26 protein-coding genes are annotated in these 20,556 nt (G+C 70.1%); 13 read left to right on the top strand and 13 right to left on the bottom strand.

Annotated elements, in window-relative coordinates:
• Positions 1–2: 2 nt before the first annotated feature.
• Positions 3–599 carry a DUF4822 domain-containing protein gene (locus tag ACFWCK_RS18525; RefSeq protein WP_378807264.1) on the bottom strand — a complete coding sequence of 199 codons (597 nt, stop codon included), beginning with the start codon at positions 597–599 and terminating at the stop codon, positions 3–5.
• Between the two features lie 221 nt (positions 600–820).
• Between ACFWCK_RS18525 and ACFWCK_RS18530 the strand changes: the two genes are divergently transcribed.
• Positions 821–1,324: a sigma-70 family RNA polymerase sigma factor gene (locus tag ACFWCK_RS18530; RefSeq protein WP_233312066.1), complete on the top strand. Its 504-nt coding sequence runs from the start codon at positions 821–823 to the stop codon at positions 1,322–1,324.
• Positions 1,321–1,974 (top strand): zf-HC2 domain-containing protein, encoded by a 654-nt coding sequence (locus ACFWCK_RS18535; RefSeq protein WP_378807266.1) that lies wholly within the window; start codon positions 1,321–1,323, stop codon positions 1,972–1,974. Before ACFWCK_RS18530 ends, ACFWCK_RS18535 begins: the two co-directional genes overlap by 4 nt.
• A gap of 91 nt (positions 1,975–2,065) precedes the next feature.
• On the opposite strand, the gene fbaA is transcribed toward ACFWCK_RS18535, so the two are convergent.
• Complete coding sequence (gene fbaA / locus ACFWCK_RS18540) at positions 2,066–3,094, bottom strand: class II fructose-bisphosphate aldolase (RefSeq protein WP_233312062.1); 1,029 nt, start codon at positions 3,092–3,094, stop codon at positions 2,066–2,068.
• Between the two features lie 183 nt (positions 3,095–3,277).
• On the opposite strand from fbaA, the gene glpX reads away from it, so the two are divergent.
• The gene (glpX, locus tag ACFWCK_RS18545; protein ID WP_378807267.1) at positions 3,278–4,270 is read left to right on the top strand and encodes a class II fructose-bisphosphatase; all 993 of its coding nucleotides are present in this window, start codon (positions 3,278–3,280) and stop codon (positions 4,268–4,270) included.
• A 163-nt stretch (positions 4,271–4,433) separates the two neighbouring features.
• Entirely contained in the window at positions 4,434–4,646 is a 213-nt protein-coding gene (locus tag ACFWCK_RS18550) for a UDP-N-acetylmuramyl pentapeptide phosphotransferase (protein WP_233312059.1), read from the top strand.
• Here the strand turns inward: ACFWCK_RS18550 and ACFWCK_RS18555 are convergent.
• Both ACFWCK_RS18555 and ACFWCK_RS18560 read right to left on the bottom strand, forming a co-directional pair.
• Positions 4,621–5,949: a DNA recombination protein RmuC gene (locus tag ACFWCK_RS18555; RefSeq protein WP_378807268.1), complete on the bottom strand. Its 1,329-nt coding sequence runs from the start codon at positions 5,947–5,949 to the stop codon at positions 4,621–4,623. The two genes, ACFWCK_RS18550 and ACFWCK_RS18555, sit on opposite strands and share 26 nt — an antisense overlap.
• A gap of 77 nt (positions 5,950–6,026) precedes the next feature.
• Positions 6,027–6,629, bottom strand: coding sequence for a 3'-5' exonuclease (locus ACFWCK_RS18560; RefSeq protein ID WP_378807269.1), 603 nt, complete (start codon positions 6,627–6,629; stop codon positions 6,027–6,029).
• An 81-nt stretch (positions 6,630–6,710) separates the two neighbouring features.
• Between ACFWCK_RS18560 and ACFWCK_RS18565 the strand changes: the two genes are divergently transcribed.
• Together ACFWCK_RS18565 and ychF are read left to right on the top strand one after the other, a co-directional pair.
• Positions 6,711–7,451, top strand: a complete 741-nt coding sequence (locus ACFWCK_RS18565) for a class I SAM-dependent methyltransferase (protein ID WP_378807270.1) — start codon at positions 6,711–6,713, stop codon at positions 7,449–7,451.
• 31 nt (positions 7,452–7,482) lie between these two features.
• Positions 7,483–8,556 carry a redox-regulated ATPase YchF gene (gene ychF, locus ACFWCK_RS18570; RefSeq protein WP_233312053.1) on the top strand — a complete coding sequence of 358 codons (1,074 nt, stop codon included), beginning with the start codon at positions 7,483–7,485 and terminating at the stop codon, positions 8,554–8,556.
• A 131-nt stretch (positions 8,557–8,687) separates the two neighbouring features.
• Here the strand turns inward: ychF and ACFWCK_RS18575 are convergent, their stop codons facing one another.
• Positions 8,688–9,104, bottom strand: a complete 417-nt coding sequence (locus ACFWCK_RS18575) for an MmcQ/YjbR family DNA-binding protein (protein ID WP_378807271.1) — start codon at positions 9,102–9,104, stop codon at positions 8,688–8,690.
• A gap of 177 nt (positions 9,105–9,281) precedes the next feature.
• Positions 9,282–9,626: a LysR family transcriptional regulator gene (locus ACFWCK_RS18580; protein WP_378807272.1), complete on the bottom strand. Its 345-nt coding sequence runs from the start codon at positions 9,624–9,626 to the stop codon at positions 9,282–9,284.
• A 119-nt stretch (positions 9,627–9,745) separates the two neighbouring features.
• Between ACFWCK_RS18580 and ACFWCK_RS18585 the strand changes: the two genes are divergently transcribed.
• A complete protein-coding gene (locus tag ACFWCK_RS18585) occupies positions 9,746–9,907 on the top strand; it encodes a hypothetical protein (RefSeq protein ID WP_233312044.1) in 162 nt (53 codons plus the stop codon).
• Here the strand turns inward: ACFWCK_RS18585 and ACFWCK_RS18590 are convergent.
• Positions 9,900–10,241, bottom strand: a complete 342-nt coding sequence (locus tag ACFWCK_RS18590; protein WP_378807273.1) for a YciI family protein — start codon at positions 10,239–10,241, stop codon at positions 9,900–9,902. The genes ACFWCK_RS18585 and ACFWCK_RS18590 overlap by 8 nt on opposite strands.
• An 81-nt stretch (positions 10,242–10,322) precedes the next feature.
• Here ACFWCK_RS18590 and ACFWCK_RS18595 point away from each other — a divergent pair, with 81 nt between their 5' ends.
• Genes ACFWCK_RS18595 through ACFWCK_RS18610 form a run of 4 tightly spaced genes read left to right on the top strand, consistent with a single transcriptional unit; the run spans position 10,323 to position 12,987 of the window.
• Entirely contained in the window at positions 10,323–10,898 is a 576-nt protein-coding gene (locus ACFWCK_RS18595) for an alpha/beta fold hydrolase (RefSeq protein WP_233312040.1), read from the top strand.
• Positions 10,898–11,452 carry a cysteine hydrolase family protein gene (locus ACFWCK_RS18600; RefSeq protein ID WP_378807274.1) on the top strand — a complete coding sequence of 185 codons (555 nt, stop codon included), beginning with the start codon at positions 10,898–10,900 and terminating at the stop codon, positions 11,450–11,452. Before ACFWCK_RS18595 ends, ACFWCK_RS18600 begins: the two co-directional genes overlap by 1 nt.
• Positions 11,453–11,497: 45 nt before the next feature.
• Positions 11,498–12,322: a DNA-formamidopyrimidine glycosylase family protein gene (locus ACFWCK_RS18605; RefSeq protein ID WP_378807275.1), complete on the top strand. Its 825-nt coding sequence runs from the start codon at positions 11,498–11,500 to the stop codon at positions 12,320–12,322.
• A gap of 26 nt (positions 12,323–12,348) precedes the next feature.
• Complete coding sequence (locus tag ACFWCK_RS18610) at positions 12,349–12,987, top strand: DUF1345 domain-containing protein (RefSeq protein WP_378807277.1); 639 nt, start codon at positions 12,349–12,351, stop codon at positions 12,985–12,987.
• On the opposite strand, the gene ACFWCK_RS18615 is transcribed toward ACFWCK_RS18610, so the two are convergent.
• The 3 genes from ACFWCK_RS18615 to ACFWCK_RS18625 all read right to left on the bottom strand — a co-directional run bounded on the left by ACFWCK_RS18615 (position 12,971) and on the right by ACFWCK_RS18625 (position 14,711).
• A complete protein-coding gene (locus tag ACFWCK_RS18615) occupies positions 12,971–13,558 on the bottom strand; it encodes a 1-acyl-sn-glycerol-3-phosphate acyltransferase (RefSeq protein ID WP_378807278.1) in 588 nt (195 codons plus the stop codon). The genes ACFWCK_RS18610 and ACFWCK_RS18615 overlap by 17 nt on opposite strands.
• 129 nt (positions 13,559–13,687) lie before the next feature.
• Positions 13,688–13,987 (bottom strand): Fe-S cluster assembly protein HesB, encoded by a 300-nt coding sequence (locus ACFWCK_RS18620; protein WP_378807279.1) that lies wholly within the window; start codon positions 13,985–13,987, stop codon positions 13,688–13,690.
• 151 nt (positions 13,988–14,138) lie between these two features.
• Positions 14,139–14,711 (bottom strand): carboxymuconolactone decarboxylase family protein, encoded by a 573-nt coding sequence (locus ACFWCK_RS18625; protein WP_378807280.1) that lies wholly within the window; start codon positions 14,709–14,711, stop codon positions 14,139–14,141.
• 146 nt (positions 14,712–14,857) lie between these two features.
• On the opposite strand from ACFWCK_RS18625, the gene ACFWCK_RS18630 reads away from it, so the two are divergent.
• A complete protein-coding gene (locus ACFWCK_RS18630) occupies positions 14,858–15,019 on the top strand; it encodes a hypothetical protein (protein ID WP_233312028.1) in 162 nt (53 codons plus the stop codon).
• Between the two features lie 83 nt (positions 15,020–15,102).
• Here ACFWCK_RS18630 and ACFWCK_RS18635 read toward each other — a convergent pair whose 3' ends face one another.
• Positions 15,103–16,593 carry an MDR family MFS transporter gene (locus ACFWCK_RS18635; protein WP_233312027.1) on the bottom strand — a complete coding sequence of 497 codons (1,491 nt, stop codon included), beginning with the start codon at positions 16,591–16,593 and terminating at the stop codon, positions 15,103–15,105.
• A gap of 249 nt (positions 16,594–16,842) precedes the next feature.
• Here ACFWCK_RS18635 and ACFWCK_RS18640 point away from each other — a divergent pair, with 249 nt between their 5' ends.
• Positions 16,843–18,726 (top strand): ABC transporter ATP-binding protein, encoded by a 1,884-nt coding sequence (locus tag ACFWCK_RS18640; RefSeq protein ID WP_378807397.1) that lies wholly within the window; start codon positions 16,843–16,845, stop codon positions 18,724–18,726.
• Between the two features lie 48 nt (positions 18,727–18,774).
• Here ACFWCK_RS18640 and ACFWCK_RS18645 read toward each other — a convergent pair whose 3' ends face one another.
• Both ACFWCK_RS18645 and ACFWCK_RS18650 read right to left on the bottom strand, forming a co-directional pair.
• On the bottom strand, positions 18,775–19,548 hold the full coding sequence (locus ACFWCK_RS18645) for an SDR family NAD(P)-dependent oxidoreductase (protein ID WP_378807281.1): 774 nt from the start codon (positions 19,546–19,548) through the stop codon (positions 18,775–18,777).
• A 65-nt stretch (positions 19,549–19,613) separates the two neighbouring features.
• Positions 19,614–20,555: a glycosyltransferase family 2 protein gene (locus ACFWCK_RS18650; RefSeq protein WP_378807282.1), complete on the bottom strand. Its 942-nt coding sequence runs from the start codon at positions 20,553–20,555 to the stop codon at positions 19,614–19,616.
• Position 20,556: the final 1 nt, after the last annotated feature.

Consider the following 20,556-nt stretch of genomic DNA (forward strand, 5'->3'; position numbering starts at 1 on the left):
GATCAGCGCGCGTTGCCGTTGTTGAAGTGGTAGTCGCCCTTGCCGGTGGTGCCGTGGCCGTTGGCGCCGGGGCCGCGGCCGTCGGTGCCGGGCTCGACGTGGTTGGTCTTGGTGTGCACGATGTCGTAGTAGACGGTCTGGTCGGCCGCGTTCGGGAACACGCGGTAGGTGAACACGTTCTTGTTCAGCTCGACGATCGGAACGACGCGCTGGAACAGCACGTTGCCGTTCGCATCCTTCGCGGCGATCCAGCGCGAGGAGCCATCGGCCGGGACGGACCAGTCGCCGTGCATCTTCGGGCTGTTGTCGAGGTTGTACATGGTGAAGGTGCCGTCGGCCTTGAAGTACGCCCAGCCCACGAAGTTCGACACGGCCGGGTCGTCCAGCGCCACGCGGTCGCCCTGGGCGTCGCGTGCGCTCGTGGTCTTCCACGGGGTGGAGGCCAGCGTCTCGGACGGGGTCAGCGCCTTGTTGCCGGCCGCGTGGGACGCGGAGACGGCGGTCGGGGCGGCCGCCGCAGCGGTCGTCGGGATGATGGCGACCGCGGCGAGGGCGATGGTCGAGGCGGCGATGAGCTTGCGCGAGAAGGAGATGTTCATGTCCTCCACGTTAGGAATCTGGGCGCATCGCCCACATCAGCCGATCGGCTACTTCCCGCGTCGCCGAGCGGATGATCCGGCGGCCGGATCCGGTGCGGGGAACGCGGCCATACTGAGAGGACGACAGGTCGGGGATCCAGGTCCGCACGCGGTCGGATCCGGGATCCTCCTGCCGGTGAACCTTCGGGGCCCGCGCCTCGTTTCCCACTGAGGAGGCGACTGTGGATGACGACGACGAGCGGCTGACCGCGCTCTACGACGTGCACGCAGGGCCGATCCGTCGTTACGTCGTGCATCTCACGGGAAGCAGCGCCTCGGCGGACGACGTCGTGCAGGAGACGCTGCTGCGCGCCTGGCGCACGCCGCGGATCCTGGAACAGGAGGTGACGACGACGCGGGCCTGGATGTTCACCGTCGCCCGGCACCTCGTCATCGACGAGGCGCGCAGCGCCCGGCGCCGACACGAGCATCCTGTCGCCGAGCTTCCCGAGCGGGCCTCCGGCGATGTCACGGACCGGTTGTTCGACGCGATCCTCATCGAGGACGCGCTCGCCGACCTCAGCCCCGAGCACCGTGCCGTGATCGTCGCGGCCTATTACGGGGGGCGCAGCGTCGCGGAGATCGCGACCGAGCAGGGGATCCCGGGGGGCACGGTGAAATCGAGGATGCACTACGGACTGCGGGCCCTGCGGCTCGCACTGCAGGAGAGAGGGGTGATCCGGTGAGCGCGGATCCGTTCGCGATGTGGGACGCCGCCTATGTCATGGGCGCGCTGTCCGCCGCGGACCGAGCGCGGTACGAAGCGCACCTCGCGGGCTGTGCCGAATGCCGGGAAGCGGTCGCGGACCTCGTGCCCGCCGTGGGGCTGCTGTCCCGAGTGCACGCCGATGACGCGGCCCGCATCGGCGTGGAGCACGCGGACGCAGCCGGGCCGAAGCTGCTGTCGATCGCCCGCGCCCGCAGACGCTCCCGGCGTCGTGCGCTGTGGACAGGTGTCGGCATCGCGGCGGCGCTCGCCGTCGCCGTGCCGGTCACGATCGCCGCCCTCGCCCCTCGCCCTGCGGTCGAGGTCGCGCTGGAGGGGGCCACGACGGTGCCGGTGAGCGCCACCGTGTCGCTGACGCCGGTCGCCTGGGGGACGAAGATCGACATGGCGTGCCTGTACGCGGCGGATGCTCCCGACGCCGGGTGGACGTACGTGCTCACCGTCGTGGGTCGCGACGGAACGACGACGGATCTGTCGACCTGGAAAGCGGAGCCGGGGCGCACGGCGACGCTATCGGCGGGGACGGCGGCAGCGCTGAAGGACATCCGGTCGGTGGAGATCCGCACCGCGGCGGGAGCTGTCATCCTTCGCCACGACATCGGCGGCTGATCCGCAGACGACAGGAGCGCCGCAGGGACGGATCCCGGCGACGCTCCTGGACTGTGCTGAGGCGCGGTCAGCTCTTGGACGGTGCTGGTCGTCAGCTCTTCGACTGGCCGTACGAGCCGAGCTGGCGGGTCGACTCGATGACGCGCTGCGCCATCGCCGTCTCGGCGACCTTGCCCCAGGCGCGCGGGTCGTAGACCTTCTTGTTCCCGACCTCGCCGTCGACCTTCAGGACGCCGTCGTAGTTGCTGAACATGTAGCCGGCGATCGAGCGGGTGAACGCGTACTGGGTGTCGGTGTCGATGTTCATCTTCACGACGCCGTTCGCGACCGCGAGGGCGATCTCGGCGTCGGTGGAACCGGATCCGCCGTGGAAGACGAGGTCGAGCGGCTTGGCGCCCGTGCCGTACTTCGCGGCGACCTGCTGCTGGATCTCGCCGAGCAGCTCGGGGCGCAGCTTCACGCCGCCCGGCTTGTACACGCCGTGCACGTTGCCGAAGGTGAGTGCGGCGATGTAGCGGCCCTGCTCGCCGAGGCCGAGCGCCTGCACGGCCTGGTCGACGTCGGCGAAGGTCGTGTAGAGCGCCTCGTTCGAGCCCTCGTGCGCGACGCCGTCCTCCTCGCCGCCGACGACGCCGATCTCGACCTCGAGGATCGCGTTGATCGCCTTCATGCGGGGGAGGAGATCCTTCGCGATCTCGATGTTCTCCGCGAGCGGCACGGCCGAGCCGTCCCACATGTGCGACTGGAAGATCGGGTTGCGCCCGGCGCGCACCTCTTCCTCGGAGGCGGCGATGAGCGGCTCCACGAAGCCGGCGAGCGCGTCCTTCGGGCAGTGGTCGGTGTGCAGCGCGACGGTGACCGGGTAGGACTTGGCGACCTCGGTGGCGAACTTCGCGAAGGCGAGGGCGCCGGTGGCGCGGGCCTTGACGGTCTGGCCGGCGAAGTAGTCGGCGCCGCCGGTGGTGACCTGGATGATGCCGTCGGATCCGGCTTCGGTCAGACCCTGCAGCACGGCGTGGATGGTCTGCGAGCTGGAGACGTTGAACGCCGGGTAGGCGAAGCCGCCCGCCTTCGCGCGGTCGAGCATCTCGGCGTACTGATCCGGGGTGGCAACGGGCATGGCATCTCCTGTGCTGGATGACGGGGGTCGGTGCCACTCTAGCGCCGCAGGATCGGCGATTCAGAGCGCGTGACGGCGGGCTCGGGAGGGCGGATCTTCACCCTGGTAAAGAAGGGCGTATCTTTCGCTTTCCCTGCGCAGAAATCTGCGGATCCGTAACCCGCCCGCCCCTACGCTGGGGGCATGGTGAGCCTCACAGCCGATCTCAGCCCCCTCAGCCCCGACCGCAACCTCGCACTGGAGCTCGTCCGTGCGACGGAGGCCGCGGCGATCCGCGCCGTCCCGTTCATCGGACGCGGTGCGAAGGAGGCGGCTGACGGCGCTGCCGTCGATGCGATGCGCGCCTTCCTCGGAACGGTCGACTTCGATGGTCTTGTGGTGATCGGCGAGGGTGAGAAGGACAACGCCCCGATGCTCTTCAACGGGGAGCACGTCGGCAGCGGCGTCGAATGGGCGCAGCAGTACGACATCGCCGTGGACCCGATCGACGGCACCACGCTCACCGCCGACGGCCGGCAGAACGCGGTCTCCGTCATCGCCGTGTCCGACCGCGGCACGATGCTCGACGCCTCGAGCGTCTTCTACATGGACAAGCTCGTCACGGGGCCGGCCGGTGTCGGCGTCGTCGACATCCGCCTCCCCGTCGCGGAGAACATCAAGCGCCTCGCCGGATCCCTCGGCAAGCCGGTCGAGGAGATCGTGGTCTCGGTGCTGAACCGTCCGCGTCACGCGAAGCTCATCCAGGAGATCCGGGATGCCGGAGCGGGCACCCGCCTGATGAGCGACGGCGACGTCGCCGGCGGCATCAACGCGGCCCGGCACGGCGCGCGCACCGACATGTGCATCGGTGTGGGCGGCAGCCCGGAGGGCATCGTGACGGCGTGCGCGATCAAGGCGCTCGGCGGGCACATCCAGGGCCGGCTGTGGCCGCGCGACGACGACGAGCGCCAGCGCGGCGTCGACGCCGGGCTCGACATGGACAAGGTCTACGAGGCCGACGACCTGGTGAGCGGCAACAACACGATCTTCGTGGCGACCGGTGTGACCGATGGTCAGCTCGTCGCCGGCGTCCGGCGCGAGGGCGACTATCTCTACACGGAGAGCGTCGTGCTGCGCAGCGCCTCCGGCACCCTGCGCCGGATCGCCTCGGAGCACCTCGTCTCCAAGTGGCTCTGAGCGGGATTCGCCGTCGCACCGGGGTCCTGAGCGAGCCCGGTGCGATAACGACCTGATCGCATTCCGCGTCTTCCCGGCCGCACCTGTCACAATGGAGGGGCGCCGACCGGCGTGCACGGCGCATTCAGCGCGGTTCGGAATGCGGAGCAGGGGAGCGTGGACGATGGCTGCGGAGAACATCTACCGCCAGGAGACGGTCACCGACACCGGATCGGTCAAGATCGTCGAGATGGACGCCGCTCGCCGCACCGATGTGCTGTTCCGCGTCCGCCGCGAGGAGGGCCACGAGATCAGCGCCTGGTGGATGGTCGGGGCCTTCGTGCTCTTCTCCGCCACCGTGGTCTTCCTGCTCAGCGCTGTTCCCGGGAGCGCCTGACCTCATCCTCAGCCTCGCGCCGATCGTCGTGCCCGGGGCGACCTCCGTCCTGATCGATCAGCGCGGCGTCGGCGTCTTCGCTCAGACGGCCCCGCAGCTCGCCGAGGTCCGCGCGGATCCCCTCGACCTGATCCTCGTCGGCGGATGACACCAGCTCATCGGCGGTGAACCGTCGCGTGGCGCTGGTCAGCGTCGGAGGCGCCGTGAGCGCGTCAGCATCGACGCCGGGGAAGCGGCGGGCCGTCACGAGCACCCGGCTCTCCAGGGATCCGGCGAAGCGGTTGTAGCTGTCCACGGTGCGCTCGAGTGCACGACGCAGGTCGTCGGCATGGCCGGCGAGCACGCCGAGCCGGTCGTACAGCTGCGTGCCGAGATCGAGGAGCACGGCCGCCTCGGCCGACAGCTCCTGCTGCTTCCAGGTGTACGCGACCGTCTTCAGCACGGCCCACAGGTTCACCGGGGTGGCCAGCGCCACTCGCTTGCCGAATGCGTAGTCGAGCAGGGCCGGGTCCTCGTCGAGCGCGGCCGACAGCAGCGACTCGCTGGGCAGGAAGCAGATGACGAACTCGGGGCTCACGTCGAGCCCCGACCAGTAGGCCTTCTTCGCGAGCGCGTCGACGTGCGCGCGCACGGCCTTGACGTGCTGCTGCATGAGCGAGCGCCGCTGCGGGTCCTCGGAGGAGAGAGCGCCCGCCGCCAGGAATGCGTCGAGCGGCGCCTTGGCGTCCACGGCGATCGACGCGCCGCCGGCGAGACGGATCACCATGTCGGGGCGGCCATGGCCCGCATCGGAGTGGATCGTGGCCTGCAGGTCGAAGTCGACGTGCCGGGTGAGGCCGGCGGCCTCCACCACGCGGCGCAGCTGCGTCTCGCCCCACACGCCGCGTGCGGAGGTCGAGCGCAGCGCGCCGGCCAGGGACTCGGTCGTGGAGCGCAGCGCCTCGCCGTTCTCCTCGGAGCGGCGGAGCTGCTCGCTCAGCTGTCCGAACTGCGTCTGGCGCTCGCGCTCCAGCACGGTTACGGTCTGCTGCATCCGGTGCAGGCTCTCCCGCACCGGGGCGAGCGCGGTGAGCACGGCGTTCTCCTGCCGTACGCGCTCCGCGGCGTCGTGCTGCTCGCGGCGGGCGTGCTCGACGGCATCGCGGTACAGGTCGTGCTGACGGTCGCGGTCCTCGCGCACGACCGAGAGCTCGGCATCGGAGCGCGCGAGGTCGGCCGCGCCGCGGTTGCGGCCGAGGAACCAGCCGACCGCAAGGCCCGCCACGGCGGTGAGTGCGGCGATGAGCAGTGCGAGCGCGTCCATGCGTCCATCATGGGCGGGGCCGCCGACATCGCCGGGGAGCGCGGCCGTAGTGGGCCGGAAGGCAGCCCGGAACGGCGTCAGGCCGCGGCGCGCACCTTGGAGGGCGCCGCCGGAGCGAGGGGGTCGCCGAGACGCACGCCGATCGCCTCGGCGAGCTGCTGCACGGTGCCCGATGCCGTGCGCCGGGCGGCGTCGATCACGATCTGCGCGCACGCCCGTGCATCGGCCAGGGCGTCGTGGTGCGGGAACGCCCCGAAGCCGGCGGCGGCCGCGGCGACCGGGAGCTTGTAGGAGTCGAGGTCGTACACCTTGCGCGCCACGCTCAGACTGCACAGCGACCGGTACGGCGGGCACTCGTCGCCGGTGGCCTCGCAGGCACGACGGATCACGTTCAGGTCGAAGCCCGCGTTGTGCGCGACGAGCACGTCGGCACCGGCGAATGCGCAGAGCCGGTCGAGCTGTTCGCTCCAGCCGTCCGCGTCCACGACCTCGTGCGGCTGGATGCCATGGATCCGAACGTTCCATTCCTGGAAGTCGTCGTGCCCGGCCGGCGGGCGGATCAGCCAGCCGCTCTGTGCGACGACGATGCCGTCGCGCACGCGCACCAGGCCGACTGCGCAAGCGGAAGCAGGGGAGGAGTTCGCCGTCTCGAAGTCGATCGCGGTGAAGTCCAGGGCCACGCATCCACCATCCGCCGCCGAGGAGCCGGGACCGCTCAGGCGCGCCGAGGCGGTGCAGATCGGCGGGCGTAGTCTCGAAGCATGGTGGAACGTGCGACGAGCTTCGGATCCGAGACGGGCAGCTACGAGAAGGGGCGTCCGGAGTACCGGTCGGACGCGGTCGCCTGGCTCTTGGAACCGCTGTCGGGCACCGAGAAGGCGGTTGTCGACATCGGTGCGGGCACCGGCAAGCTCACCCGTGCCGTGCTCGCCCTCGGCGGCACGAGCGTCGTCGCCGTGGATCCGGATCCGCAGATGCTGGAGGCGCTGCGCGAGAAGACGCCCGGCGTCGAGACGGTGGGCGGCACCGCGGAGTCGCTGCCTCTGGCCGACGCGAGCGTCGACGCCGCCACGCTCGGCCAGGCCTGGCACTGGGTGGATCCGGTCGCGGCGTCCGCCGAGATCGGCCGTGTGATGCGCCCGGGTGGTGCGCTCGGGCTGATCTGGAACGTCCGGGACGACCGGACCGAATGGGTGCGCCGGTTGACCGCGATCATGGGCGGCAGCGCGGCGGAGGAGATGATCGGCGAGAACGCCGTGCGCGTTGCCGCGCCGTTCGGCCCCCTCGAGGAGCGGCGCTGGGAGTGGACCCGGGACATGACGCGCGCCGAGCTGCATGCGATGGCCAGCTCGCGCAGCCTCATCATCACGTCGTCCGATGCGGAGAAGGCGCGGATCGCCGCCGCCATGGACGAGCTGTTCGACGAGCTCGGGCTCGTCGAGGGCACGACGCTGTCGATGCCGTACGTCACCGCCGCCTATCGCGCGATCCGCGGATCCTGAGCCGGCGCGAGCCCCGGTAGACTCGTACCCCGTGGCTCTCACCATCGGAATCGTAGGACTGCCCAACGTCGGCAAGTCCACCCTCTTCAACGCCCTCACCAAGAACGACGTGCTCGCGGCGAACTACCCGTTCGCGACGATCGAGCCGAACGTCGGTGTGGTGAACCTGCCCGACGTGCGGCTGAACACGCTCGCCGAGATCTTCGGCAGCGAGCGGATCCTGCCCGCGACGGTGTCGTTCGTCGACATCGCGGGCATCGTGCGCGGCGCGAGCGAGGGGGAGGGGCTGGGTAACCAGTTCCTCGCGAACATCCGCGAGGCCGACGCGATCGCGCAGGTCGTGCGCGGCTTCGCCGACGACGATGTGGTGCACGTCGAGGGCGCGATCGACCCGAAGAACGACCTCGAGACGATCAACGCCGAGCTCATGCTCGCCGACCTGCAGACGCTCGAGAAGGCGATCGTGCGGATCGAGAAGGAGGTGCGCGGCCGCAAGACCGATGCCTCGGTGCTCGAGGCCGCGAACGCCGCCAAGGACGCGCTCGAGCGCGGGCAGCTGCTCTCCACGAGCGGCATCGACCTCGCCCCGATCAAGGAGCTCGGCCTGCTGACCTCCAAGCCCGTGATCTTCGTCTTCAACGTCGACGAGGCCGTGCTGACCGACGACGCCCGCAAGGCTGAGCTCGCCGCCCTCGTCGCCCCGGCGCAGGCGATCTTCCTGGACGCGAAGATCGAGTCGGAGCTCATCGACCTGGATCCGGAGGATGCCGCGGAGCTCCTCGCCTCCACCGGTCAGGACGAGTCGGGTCTCGACCAGCTCGCCCGCATCGGCTTCGACACCCTCGGCCTGCAGACCTACCTCACGGCCGGTCCGAAGGAAGCCCGCGCCTGGACGATCCACAAGGGCGACAAGGCCCCGCAGGCCGCCGGCGTGATCCACACCGACTTCGAGAAGGGCTTCATCAAGGCCGAGGTCATCTCGTTCGAGGACCTCGTCGCGACCGGATCCGTCGTCGAGGCCCGTTCGAAGGGCAAGGCGCGCCTGGAAGGCAAGGACTACGTCATGCAGGACGGCGACGTCGTGGAGTTCCGCTTCAACGTCTGACGCTTCGTCCGGACGGACCCGAGCGGACGCGTCCGGAAGCCGGGGTCGATCGGGGCTCGGGCAGGTCTTGAAGCGAAGCCGTCGAGGACCTCGCTCTGGCGGGAGCGTGTCGTACACGTCCACGAGCGGTGTCATGCGCTGCCAGAGCCGCCGCTTCTGCGCGTCGTCGACGCATCGAACTCGCGGCGCAGGTAATTCGGTGCCTGCACCCGCCATGCCTCGGTCACGAGCTCGGTGAAGTGCTCGGGGTCGATCGCCGCCATGCGGAACGCGATCTTGGGCTCGCCCCAGCGGGTCGTCGCCGGAAGGAAGACGCTGGGCTCCATCTCGCGGAGGGCGAGCGCGTCGTCTGCGTCGGCGATCTTCACTCCGACCACCAGTTCCGATGCGATGATCGCGCGGACCTGGTCAGGGATGCTCGGCCACGGGTGGCACTCCCACGCGTACAGCTTGTTCCGCACGAACCACGCCGCACCGCCCGTCGTCGCCCGCTCCTCACTGCCGGGGAGCCGCGCGGCCACGGCACGCAGATCGTCGAGGGTGGCCATGCATCCGAGGATACGAGGCGCCCCTGACATCGACCGGCCGGTTCACGGGCACGGCCGGCACGCGGCATCCCATCGACCTCTTACACCTGGATCCGCCGCGGATTCAGCGATGCGGATGCGCTCGAAGTGGTCAATACCGTCAGCAACACCGTCCGTGTCGCCGGTACCGGGTCCGGATCAGCGGCCCTGGCGCTTCTTGTAGGGCTTGGGCTGCCCCTTCACCACCGGGGCGCGACCCTTCCCCTTGGACGCCTTGGCCTTGCCGCCAGTGGGCTTGTCCGACGTGCGCTGAACCGGTGGAGCTGCGGCGATCCTGTCGCGCGCCTCCGGCAGCAGGAGAAGCCCGGCACTGGTCAGACGGGTGGCTCCGCCGCGGGTGACGAGCGGGTGCCCGACCTCTTCCTCGAGCTTCTCGATCGATGAGTACAGGGCGGCGAGGGAGATCCCGAGTCCGGCTGCCGCACGTGGGAAATGCAGTTCCTCCGCGACGGCGACGAACCGCCGAAGCTGGGTGATGTTCATGGAATGCCGTTCCTTTCGCGCACGGGTCGCGGCGCTACCCAGCGTACGGGCCCGCGTCGACCTGTCGCATCCGCGCGCGCGCTCGTAGGCTGGCGATGTCGTCGAGAGGAGACGCCGCCATGGCTGACAACGAGGAGCGCTCCACGAGTCCGCATGTCCCGGAGCCCGGTGAGCCGTCGATCCCCGAGCTCGAGGCGGACGAGAACATCGCGCCTCGTCCTGAGGAGGAGATCGCCGATCTGCTCCGCGCCGAGCCCGATGAGGGGGACCAGGTCAGCTGACCTGTCGGACCTCTTGCGGCCAGCCGCAGGCCAAGGCGATCCTGCCGGCCCAGAGCTTCGCAGCATCGTCATCGGCCACGTCGATGATCGTGAGGCCGCCGATGTACTGCTCCTTCGGCGCGAACTGCCCCTGAGCGATCACTGGCGTGCCGCTGGAGGCATCGGCGGTGAAGGCGGCATCCATGTCCTCGTGCACTCCTCCCGCGAACACGAGGACTCCGCTGTCACGCATGTCCGACACGACGGCGTTGCAGAGTGCGCCGCGCTCGGCGAACCATTCGTCGCTGTGCTCGCCGACCCACTGCTGGTTGAAGTAGATGATGTACTGGCTCATCGTCGCTCCTCGTCGGTCCCCGCGCCTTCCGCGATGCTACGCCGCAGGAGGAGCCTCGGGGAGACTCGATACGATGGCTCGGTGACTACCGAGAACAACAGCATCTTCGAACCCGATGGCCGCGCGATCCCCTACGTCGACGAGATGTCGGAGGGCGACGGACCCGTTCTGGTGCTGATCCCGGGGCGTGGCCTGGAGGGCGGCGCGCTCGGTTCGGTGGCGCACATCCTCGCCGGTGAAGGGATCCGGGTGCTCCGGATCGGCAGTCGTGCCGACGACGCCGCGACGCTGGAAGAGCGCGTTCAGGACGCGAGCGACGTGATGGACCACGTCGGCATCGGCGCCACCTGGATCGGCGGCCACGGCGTGGGTGGCACGGTCGCCCGCGCACTCTCCGCGAAGCGCACGGACCGCGCCCTCGGCGTGCTGCTGCTGGGCGTCGAAGACGTCGACGTGCCGATCGCACCGTCCGTGCCGATCCTCATCATCCAGGGATCCGCGGACGACGTCATGCCCCCGGCGAACGGCGAGAAGCTGCGCGCATCCGCGGTCGAGCGCGCTAGCGTCGTGACGATCGAGGGCGGCGGGCATCTGTTCCCCGTGAGCGACCCGGTCGACACCGCGTTCGCGATCGAGGACTACCTGGCCTGGGACTGATGCCCGGCACCGTTGCGCGGACGGAAGCCCGCACCGTCCTGCTCGTGATCGACATGCAGGCCGGTGTCATGCCCGGCTGCTTCGATGAGCGCGGTGTGCTCTCGCGGACGGAGGCGCTCGTGCGCCGGGCTCGCGACGAAGGGATTCCCGTCGTGTGGGTGCACCATGACCCCGTCGGCGTGGGCACGCCGGACTGGGAGCTGGCCGCACCGCTGGTCCGCGCCGACGATGAGCCCGTCGTGCGCAAGAGCTACCGCGATGCGTTCGCGGAGACCGATCTGCGGGCGGTGCTCGACGGTTACGGCGCGACCCGGCTGGTCGTCGCGGGCGCTCAGTCCGACTTCTGCGTGCGCACCACGACGCAGCGTGCGGCCGCGGACGGCTACGACGTCACGCTCGTGCGCGACGCGCACACCACGGTCGACGCGACCGTCGACGGGGTCCCGATCTCCGGCGAGCAGATCATCGCCCACACGAACATGTACTTCGCCGGTCTCCGCTACCCGGGGCAGGAATTCGCGGCGGTGCGGCACGACGAGGTCACGTTCGCCTGACCGCCGCGTCGCGCGGATGTCCGACCCCGGTGCGAGGATGGGCGCATGCCCGAGTCTCCGGAGGTGCAGGCGCTGGTCGAGTTCCTCGACGAGCGGATCCGCGGTCGTGCGATCACCGACCTGGATGTCGGCGAGTTCCGCATCGTCAAGACCCGCAACCGCCCGCCCGGCGCGCTGGTCGGTGCACGGATCCGGCGCCTGGAGCGCTTCGGCAAGCACGTCGGCTTCGACACCGACGCGGGCTGGCTGATGATCGGCTTCGGGCGCAACGGCTGGATCCGCTGGTCGGTGCCCGACGCACCGCGCAACGATGAGCCCGTCCCCGAGGTCGCGCGGATCGCACTCGATGACGGTGCCGTGATGCAGATCGTGGATCTGGGTGACTTCCTGGCGGTGACCGCCAACGTCGTCGACGCACCTGACGACGTCGCAGGCATCGCGGCGCTCGGATCGGACCCGCTCGCCGCGGACTTCGACCGCGTTGCGTTCGAACGCGCCCTCGGCACGCGACGCAAGCAGATCAAGGCGCTGCTGCAGGAGCAGACATCGCTCGCGGGCATCGGCAACGCCTACTCCGACGAGATCCTGCACCGCGCGAAGATCTCACCCGCGGTGCATGCCGCGGTGCTCGACGACGCGGAGCGGGAACGGCTCTTCCACGCCACGGTCGACGTGCTGCGGGGCGCGCTCGCCGATCGGCGGGGACTGCCGCCCGACCGGCTCAAGCAGGCCAAGGTCGCCGCGATGGCCGTGCACGGGCGCGGCGGCGAAGCCTGCCCGGTCTGCGGCACGACCATCGTCGACCACGTCTTCTCCGGCGCGTCCGCACAGCTCTGCCCGCACTGCCAGCCCGAGCGCTCCACGGCGTGAGCTCGCCTGCGGGTTAGCATTCCGAGGTGAGCCCGCTTCCCCTGCGCCATCGCTGGCGCGTGCGCACCTCGGTCGCGATCCTGGTCGGAATCGCGGTCGGGTTCATCGTCACGCCCTTCCTGGGCCTGGCCGCCGGCCTGCTCGCGGCCTGGGGTGCGCTGGCGCTCGTCAGCACCGTGTGGATCCTGCTCGTCGTATGGCCGATGAACGCCGAACAGACGCGCTCGCATGCCACCGAGGAGGACCCCGGTCGACGCATCGCCCGGGTGGTCGCGGTGATCGGGAGCTTCGTCAGCATCGCGGCCGTGCTGGTCGTCGTGCTGCAGGCCCGCCACGCGGAGGGCTGGACCCAGTTCGCCCTTGCGGGGAGCGCCGTCCTCAGCGTCGCCGCCTCGTGGGGGCTGATCCAGACCGATTACATGCTGCGGTACGCGAAGCTCTATTACGACGGATCCGCCGGCATCATCTTCAACCAGAACGAGGATCCCGAATACACCGACTTCGCGTACTTCTCGGTCGGCCTCGGGATGACGTATCAGGTGGCGGACACCAACGTCACCCGCAACGCCATCCGGCGCATCGTCATCGCGCAGACCACGATCGCCTACGTGTTCGGCGCGCTGATCCTCGGCACGATCATCAACCTCGTCACGGGACTGGGGTGACCGCGGAGAGCTCCTCGCGCAGGCGCGGTTCGGTGCGGCGCTCGGGGCGCACACCCGCCTTGTCGGCGTAGAACGCGCGGATCCGGTCCATGTCGGCCGCGACATCGCCGGTGAGCTCGAATGTGGGTCCGAGCCCGGTCGTCATGGTGGTGCGATCGACGAACCCGAGCGTCACCGGCATGCCGGTCTCACGGGCGATGCGATAGAAGCCGCTCTTCCAGTAGGCATTGCCGCCGCGGGTGCCGTCGGGTGTGACGACCAATCCGAACACGGCACCGCCGTTCACCTGCGCCACGACCTCATCGACGACGCGGGAGGGATCCGATCGATCCACTGGAATGCCGCCGAGACGGCGCATGAGCGGGCCGCGCCAGCCATGGAACAGGCTCTTCTTACCGAGCCAGTGCACGTCGATGCCGAGCCGCCAGGCGATGCCGAGCATCAGCACGAAGTCCCAGTTCGAGGTGTGCGGGGCGCCGATCAGCACGGTGGGGCGGGTCGGGGCCGGCTCGGATGCGAGCGTCCATCGGCTGAACATCCAGAACAGGCGGGCGGCGAGGCGTCGGAGCATCCGTCCACCGTAGAGGGGTGCGCATGCCGTGCTCTGCATGAACGCGGCGAGAACGGAATGGGCGCATGGCCGGACGGAGGGTCCGAGCGATGCGCCCATTCGGTTGTCGCGGGTCAGGCGGCCTGCCGGTCAGGCGACCTTCGGCATCAGGGAGAACGACACGGCGCCCTCCTCATTCACGTTCGCGTCGAGGACCTTGTCGTCCAGGACGATGGCGGCCTCCCCTTCCAGGAAGACCGGGGCGCCCGGCAGATCGAGGATCTGATCGTCGGGCTCGGGCGAGACGACCACGTCGGCAGCGAGGCGGGGTTCGCCCGCCTGTCCCGGGGTGTCGGCCGTGTGGATGCGCAGTCCCGCACCCTCCGTGTCGGTGCGACGACGGACGAGTGTGGTGACCAGCGCGGTGGCGTTGTCGGTCAAGGTGAGCACGAGGCACTCCTTCCGGTTGCGGACATGCCGAGGTCACGGCATGTGTCCGGGCCACGATTCCCCTTCGGGCTCGAGCTCTCAACCGCTCTGCGGCGATTCGACCCGATTCGGAGGTTCTTCCCACCTGGGCGCGCATCGCGTGCGACCGGCCTCAGCCTGCCGCGGCGCGCAGAGCTGCGGTCGTCTCGGAATCCAGTCCCGGAACCTCCTCCGTCGGCACGGCGAGGGCGAGCAGCGCGCGGCTGAAGTAGTTGCGCGCCGCCGCGGCCAACGTGATGTCCACGATCTGACGGTCGTCGTAACCGGCGTCTCGCAGAGCGCGCGTGTCGGCATCGGTCATGCCGCGCGGATCGACGGAGAGCCTTGCCGCGTACTGCACCACGGCCTGTTCGGCAACGGAGAAGCCGCTGTCGTCCTGGCGGGCGAACGCCTCGAGGCCGTCGCTCGTGAGGACGTCCGCGCGGAGCGCCTTGCGTCCGTGCGCGAGCAGACAGTGCGGGGATCCGATCGCGCGGGCGGCGCCGAGCGTCGCCGCCTCGTACACGCTCACCCCGATGGACGGCACGATCGCGCGGATGAGCGCCATGAAGGCCTCATGCGCCTCGGGGTTCACCGCCATGACCCGGGTGTGAGCGAAGACGAAGCCCACATCGGCGACGTCTTCCGCGTACATGTCAGCGGCATGGCCTTCGGCGGTTTCGGCCGGGGGAGTGCTGATGATCATGGGAGACTCCTTCGCATCCGCGTCAGGGCGTTCTCGCAGGCGGCGAACCCGGCGCACGTGCGAAGACTACGCCGGGCGCCGGGCCCGGGACATGGGGCGAACGCCTCAACGGCGCCCACCGCCGTGCACGGGCGTAGCATCGAGGGATGACCACCGCAGCCGATTCCGAGCAGCAGACCCCCACGGACGCCGCGCTTCCGGCGCTGAGCGCCGTTCCGGGCGGCCTGTCCCTGCTCCCCGGTCTCAACGCGGACGACACCGGACTGTGCATCGGCGGAGTCTGCCGCCTGCCCGGCGCGAAGGACTGACCCCTCACGTCGTCGTCCCCCCTTGAGCGCGATCTCTCGATCGTGCTCAAGGGGGGACGACTCGGATGCGAGCGTGCGCCGGGTCAGTGCATCGCCGGGGCGGCGCCCTCCGGAGCTCCCGCCTCGTGCGGCTGGTCCTCGGGCTTGCGGATGATGAAGGCGCCCAGGATCGTCACCGTCGCGATGACCGCGCCGATCACGAACGTGCTGCGCGAGCCCGCCGCGACCGCGTCGGGCACCTCGGTACCGCCGTTCGCGTTCACGATGAGTGTGAACACCGCGATCATCACGGCGATGCCGGTGGCGCCGGCGACCTGCTGCACGGTGCCGATGACCGCGCTGCCGTAGGAGTAGAACTTCGGCGTCAGCGAGGCCAACGACGCGGTGAACAGCGGCGTGAACGAGAGCGCGAGCCCGATCGACAGCAGGGTCTGCGCGACCAGCACGATCCACACCGAGGTGTTCGTGGCGAGCGTCGTGTAGAACCACAGCGTGGCCGCGGTGAGGATCGAGCCGGGGATCAGGAGGATCTTCGTGCCGCGGGCGTCGTAGATGCGTCCGATCACCGGTCCGAGCAGTCCCATCGCGAGGGCGCCGGGAAGCAGCACCAGTCCCGCCTCGGTGGTCTCCAGGCCGAGCGCCTTCTGCAGGAACAGCGGGATCACCGTGAGCGTGCCGAAGAACGCCAGCGACAGCAGGAACATCTGCACCATCGACAGGGTGAAGTCGCGCGAGGCGAACACCCGCAGGTCGAGCAGGGCGTCGTCCTTGCGCTGCAGGATGACCTGCCGCCAGAGGAACGCCACCAGGCCCACCACGCCCACCACCAGTGCGATCACCAGCGGAACGGGGGATCCGCCGCCTCCCGCGAGGGCGCCGATCTGGCTGAGACCGAAGACGAGCCCGCCGAAGCCGAAGGCGCTCAGCACGATCGACAGCACGTCGAGCGGCGCGTCGGTGCGTTCGCCGACATTCGTCAGCCACCGCCAGCCGATGAACATCGCGGCCAGGGCGATCGGCAGCACGACCACGAAGATCGCTCGCCAGCTGAAGTGGTCCAGCAGGAAGCCCGACAGCGTGGGGCCGATCGCCGGCGCGAGCGAGATGACGATGCTGACCCGGCCCATCATCCGGCCGCGGCTCTCCGAGGGGACCAGGTTCATGAGCGTGGTCATGAGCAGCGGCATCATGATCGCGGTGCCGGAGGCCTGCACGACACGCGCGATGAGCAGCACGGTGAAGCCGGGCGCGAGTGCGGCGATCAGCGTTCCCGCCGAGAACAGCGCGAGCGCGCCGAGGAACATCTGCCGCGTCGTGAAGCGCTGCAGGAGGAAGCCGGTCGTCGGGATCACCACGGCCATGGTCAGCATGAACGCGCTGGTCACCCACTGCGCGGCGAGCGGGGTGATGCTCAGATCGTCGATGAGGTGCGGGATGGCCATGCTCATCGTCGTCTCGTTGAGGATCGCGACGAAGGCGGCGGCCAGGAGCACCCAGATGACCGCCATGTCTCGGCGGGGGATGAGGGAGGATCCGGTGCTGGTCGGCACGGATCCGGTTTCGATGGCGGACATGTGTTTTCCTCCGGCTCGGCGGGGGCGAAAAAAGGGGGATGAGCTGCGCGGAGCTGCGAGCGACTTTCAGCGTAACCACAGGGTCGGACATTCCATTCCCGTCGGCCGCCCGATACTGCTCTCGGCAGCGTTGCGCCCTGAGCGGACGCGCTCGGCAGCGGCGCCTCGGCGTCGGCGCGGGGATCTACGCTTGCGAGGTGCCGAAGGTGCAGGTGACCGACGGCGGGCAGGGGTGAGCGGATGAGCATGATGGCCAGGATGGGCGGCGCGCGCGGCGGGCGGCCCGTGGACGAGGCGGCTCAGCGCAGGCAGAACGCGGACGCGCCCCGCATCCCGAACCTCGGGCGCCGCGTGGTGGCGCTGTTCCGGCCGTACCGGAACCGGATCCTGATGACGGTTCTGCTGGTCGTCCTCGGAGCCGCGCTCGGGGTCATCCCGCCGCTGCTGGTGCAGAAGGTCTTCGACGACGCGCTGTTCCCGCGCGGCGGCGGCGGGCCGCAGCTCGGACTGCTGGTGGTGCTCGTCGTCTCGATGATCGGGCTGTACCTGCTCTCCTCCGGGCTCGGCGTCGTGCAGACCTGGCTCACCTCGACGGTCGGCAACAGCGTCACGGGCGATCTGCGCGTGCGCCTCTTCGAGCATCTGCAGGCGATGGAGCTGGGCTTCTTCACCCGCACCAAGACGGGTGTCATCCAGTCCCGTCTGCAGAACGACGTCGGCGGGGTGTCCGGAGTGCTCACGAGCACGGTCACGAGCATCCTCGGGAACACCGTCACGGTGATCGCCTCGCTCGTGGCGATGATCCTGCTGGACTGGCGGCTGACCATCATCGCCGTGTGCGTCATGCCGATCCTGGTGCTCGTGCAGCGGCGCGTCGGACAGGTGCGCGCACGGATCGCCGGGGAGACGCAGGAGTCGCTCTCGGAGCTCACCGCCATCACGCAGGAGACGCTGAGCGTGTCGGGGATCCTGCTGTCCAAGTCGTTCAACCGGCAGCGCTCCGAGTCGGCCCGGTATCAGGCGCAGAACCGCACGCAGATCCGCCTGCAGGTGCGCACGGCGATGAGCGGCCAGGGCTTCTTCGCGGTGGTGTCCGTGCTGATGTCCAGCGTGCCGGCGATCATCTACCTGGTCGCCGGATTCCTCGTCGCCGGCGGGACGGGATCCATCACCGCCGGCGCCATCGTGGCCTTCACGACGGTGCAGGCGCGTCTGCTCATGCCGCTGATCGGGCTCATGCGCGTCGCGCTCGACGTGCAGACCTCGCAGGCTCTGTTCGCGCGCATCTTCGAGTACCTCGACCTGGTGCCGCAGATCCAGGACGCGCCGGATGCGACGACGGCATCCGCAGCGCCCGGCCCCCGCGGGCGTCTCGAGTTCCGTGATGTGCGGTTCCGCTATCCGGACGCGTCGCCCGCCGCGCGGGACACCCTGCAGGGGATCTCGTTCACCGCCGACCCGGGGCAGCATGTCGCCTTCGTCGGCCCCTCGGGGGCGGGCAAGACGACGATCCTCTATCTCGCGCCCCGGCTCTACGAGGCCTCGGAGGGAGCGATCCTCTTCGACGGCGCCGACGTGCGCGACCTCACGCAGGAGTCGATCATCGACGAGATCGGGATCGTGTCGCAGGAGACGTATCTGTTCCATGCGACGATCCGCGAGAACCTGATCTACGCCAAGCCCGATGCGACCGACGAGGAGCTCGTGGCCGCCTGCACCGCCGCCAATATCCACCATGTGATCGCCGGCTTCGAGGACGGCTACGACACCGTGGTGGGAGAGCGCGGCTATCGGCTCTCGGGCGGCGAGAAGCAGCGCATCGCGATCGCGCGGGTGCTGCTCAAGGATCCGCCGGTGCTGCTGCTGGACGAGGCCACCTCCGCCCTCGACACCGTGTCGGAGCGCGTCGTGCAGGAGGCGCTGGACGAGGCTGCCAAGGGCCGCACGACCCTCACTATCGCGCACCGGTTGTCCACGGTGATCGGCGCGGACGTCATCCACGTCGTGCAGGAGGGGCGGATCGTCGAATCGGGCACCCACTCCGAGCTGCTCGCGCAGGGCGGGCTGTACGCCGACCTCGCCGCGCAGCAGGTGGCCGCGGCGAGGATCGACGACGACGTCCGCTCGGCCTGACCGCCGCTGGGCGGGTCCGGCCGGCGGTCGCGCGCGCGGCGGTCGCGCTCAGTGCGCGCTCAGCCCGCCGTCCACGAAGAGCGAGTGGCCCGTGACGTACGAGGATCCGGCTCCGGCGAGGAACACGGCCGCGCCGGCGAAGTCGGAGGGCAGCCCGTTGCGGCCGATCATGGTGCGCGCGGCGAGCGCGGCGATCTGCACCGGATCCTCCTGAAGGCGGGCGTTGAGCGGCGTCAGCACGAACCCCGGCACGAGGGTGTTGCTGGTGACGCCGGTCCCGCCCCAGGCCTCCGCCTCCGACCGCATCAGCGACTCGACCGCACCCTTCGAGACGCCGTAGACGCCGCTGCCGACGAACGCACGGTGCGCCTGCTGCGAGCTGATGTGGATGAGGCGGCCGTAGCCGCGCTCGGCCATGCCCACCGCATAGCGCTGACCGAGCAGGAACGGGGCGAGCGCGTTCACGGTCATCGTGGCGTCCCAGTCCGCCTCGGTGATGTCGGCGAAGGCGGGCCGGATGTTGATGCCGGCCGAGTTCACCAGGATGTCCGGCTCGCCGAACGGGCGCGCCGCCGCGTCCGCCGTCGCCAGGATGCCCTCGCGGGTGCCGAGGTCGCCGACGACGCCAGCGACGCGGCAGCCGGCCGCGGCGAGCTCGCGCACCGTCTCGTCGATCCGATCGGCTCCGCGGGCGACGACCACGGTGGCGGCGCCCGCACGGGCGAGCGCGGTCGCGATGCCGCGGCCGATGCCCGAGCTGCCTCCGGTGACGACCGCGGTGCGGCCGTCGAGCGAGAAGAGGTCGGAGAGGTAGGCGTTCATGATGGTCCTGATTCTGGACGGAGCGATGCGCACGGGGGCGCCGGCCGTCCGGGCAGTGCGGGCTGCTACCAGCGCAGCGCGGCGACGAGAGTGGGGTCCACGCGGGCGTCGGCGAACTCGGGGAGTGCCTCGAGGTCTTGCACGAACGCTCGCACCGCCGCGGGATACGCGGAGTCGGCGTGGGTGCCGGCGATCTCCTGGAGCGGCGGCAGATCCATCGCGAGGATGAGGTCGAGCCTAGCGACGACGGCGGCATGCGCGCCCGCCCGTTGCAGCTCATCGATGCCTCCGCGGAGCGCTGCGAGGTAGTCGCGCAGAACGCGGAGCCGGTGCTTGCCCTGCGTGATGGAGGATCCGTTCTCCCGCAGTCGCCAGCGCACCACCACGTCGGGGATGACGTCGAAGGCGCGCGCCGATGTGTACATGCGCTGCGCCACCACCTGATCCTCGTAGGCGACGCCTTCCGGGAAGCGGAGGTCGTGCCAGAACGCGGTGCGGCTCAGTTTCGACCACGCCACGATGTTCGCCGACGCCGCAGGGTGCGCGAAGATCGTGGTGCGCAGACGCTGCGGGTCCGTCGCTGCAGCGACCCAGGGCTGCACACGGCCCGGCGCGTAGGTCTTGCCGTCCCAGCGGGAGCGCACGTAGGCGCCCGCCACGAAGTCGCTCCCGGTCGCGGCGAGCGTGCGGGTCATCCGCTCCAGCGCGGTCGGCGTCAGCTCGTCGTCGCCGTCGAGGAAGCCGAGGTACTCGGTGTCGACGAGCTCGAGCGCGGCATTGCGAGCGCCGCCGAGTCCGCGGGCCTCCGCGTGACGCAGGACCGTGAAGCGCGGATCCGCATCCGCGGCGGCGTCGAAGATCCGGCCGGTGTCATCGCGGGACCCGTCATCGACGAGGATCGCCCGCCAGGACGTCTCCGTCTGCGCGCGCAGCGAGTCGAGGGCGGCAGGAGCGAATTCGGCGATGTCGCGACCGGGCACGATCACGGTCACGAGCGGAGCGGGCACC

The organism is Microbacterium sp. NPDC060117, assembly GCF_042729315.1.
Lineage (GTDB): Bacteria > Actinomycetota > Actinomycetes > Actinomycetales > Microbacteriaceae > Microbacterium.

Bases quoted from the DNA above. Each gene is read 5' to 3' on its own strand.
- ACFWCK_RS18580 (WP_378807272.1), bottom strand. From the start codon at position 9,626: ATGAACATCACCCAGCTTCGGCGGTTCGTCGCCGTCGCGGAGGAACTG.
- glpX (WP_378807267.1), top strand. From the start codon at position 3,278: ATGGTGAGCCTCACAGCCGATCTCAGCCCCCTCAGCCCCGACCGCAAC.
- ACFWCK_RS18575 (WP_378807271.1), bottom strand. From the start codon at position 9,104: ATGGCCACCCTCGACGATCTGCGTGCCGTGGCCGCGCGGCTCCCCGGC.
- ACFWCK_RS18615 (WP_378807278.1), bottom strand. From the start codon at position 13,558: ATGCTCCGACGCCTCGCCGCCCGCCTGTTCTGGATGTTCAGCCGATGG.
- ACFWCK_RS18645 (WP_378807281.1), bottom strand. From the start codon at position 19,548: ATGAACGCCTACCTCTCCGACCTCTTCTCGCTCGACGGCCGCACCGCG.
- ACFWCK_RS18565 (WP_378807270.1), top strand. From the start codon at position 6,711: ATGGTGGAACGTGCGACGAGCTTCGGATCCGAGACGGGCAGCTACGAG.
- ACFWCK_RS18600 (WP_378807274.1), top strand. From the start codon at position 10,898: ATGCCCGGCACCGTTGCGCGGACGGAAGCCCGCACCGTCCTGCTCGTG.
- ACFWCK_RS18635 (WP_233312027.1), bottom strand. From the start codon at position 16,593: ATGTCCGCCATCGAAACCGGATCCGTGCCGACCAGCACCGGATCCTCC.
- ACFWCK_RS18590 (WP_378807273.1), bottom strand. From the start codon at position 10,241: ATGAGCCAGTACATCATCTACTTCAACCAGCAGTGGGTCGGCGAGCAC.
- ACFWCK_RS18640 (WP_378807397.1), top strand. From the start codon at position 16,843: ATGGCCAGGATGGGCGGCGCGCGCGGCGGGCGGCCCGTGGACGAGGCG.
- ACFWCK_RS18550 (WP_233312059.1), top strand. From the start codon at position 4,434: ATGGCTGCGGAGAACATCTACCGCCAGGAGACGGTCACCGACACCGGA.
- ACFWCK_RS18585 (WP_233312044.1), top strand. From the start codon at position 9,746: ATGGCTGACAACGAGGAGCGCTCCACGAGTCCGCATGTCCCGGAGCCC.
- ACFWCK_RS18625 (WP_378807280.1), bottom strand. From the start codon at position 14,711: ATGATCATCAGCACTCCCCCGGCCGAAACCGCCGAAGGCCATGCCGCT.
- fbaA (WP_233312062.1), bottom strand. From the start codon at position 3,094: ATGCCCGTTGCCACCCCGGATCAGTACGCCGAGATGCTCGACCGCGCG.
- ACFWCK_RS18555 (WP_378807268.1), bottom strand. From the start codon at position 5,949: ATGGACGCGCTCGCACTGCTCATCGCCGCACTCACCGCCGTGGCGGGC.
- ACFWCK_RS18525 (WP_378807264.1), bottom strand. From the start codon at position 599: ATGAACATCTCCTTCTCGCGCAAGCTCATCGCCGCCTCGACCATCGCC.
- ACFWCK_RS18630 (WP_233312028.1), top strand. From the start codon at position 14,858: ATGACCACCGCAGCCGATTCCGAGCAGCAGACCCCCACGGACGCCGCG.
- ACFWCK_RS18605 (WP_378807275.1), top strand. From the start codon at position 11,498: ATGCCCGAGTCTCCGGAGGTGCAGGCGCTGGTCGAGTTCCTCGACGAG.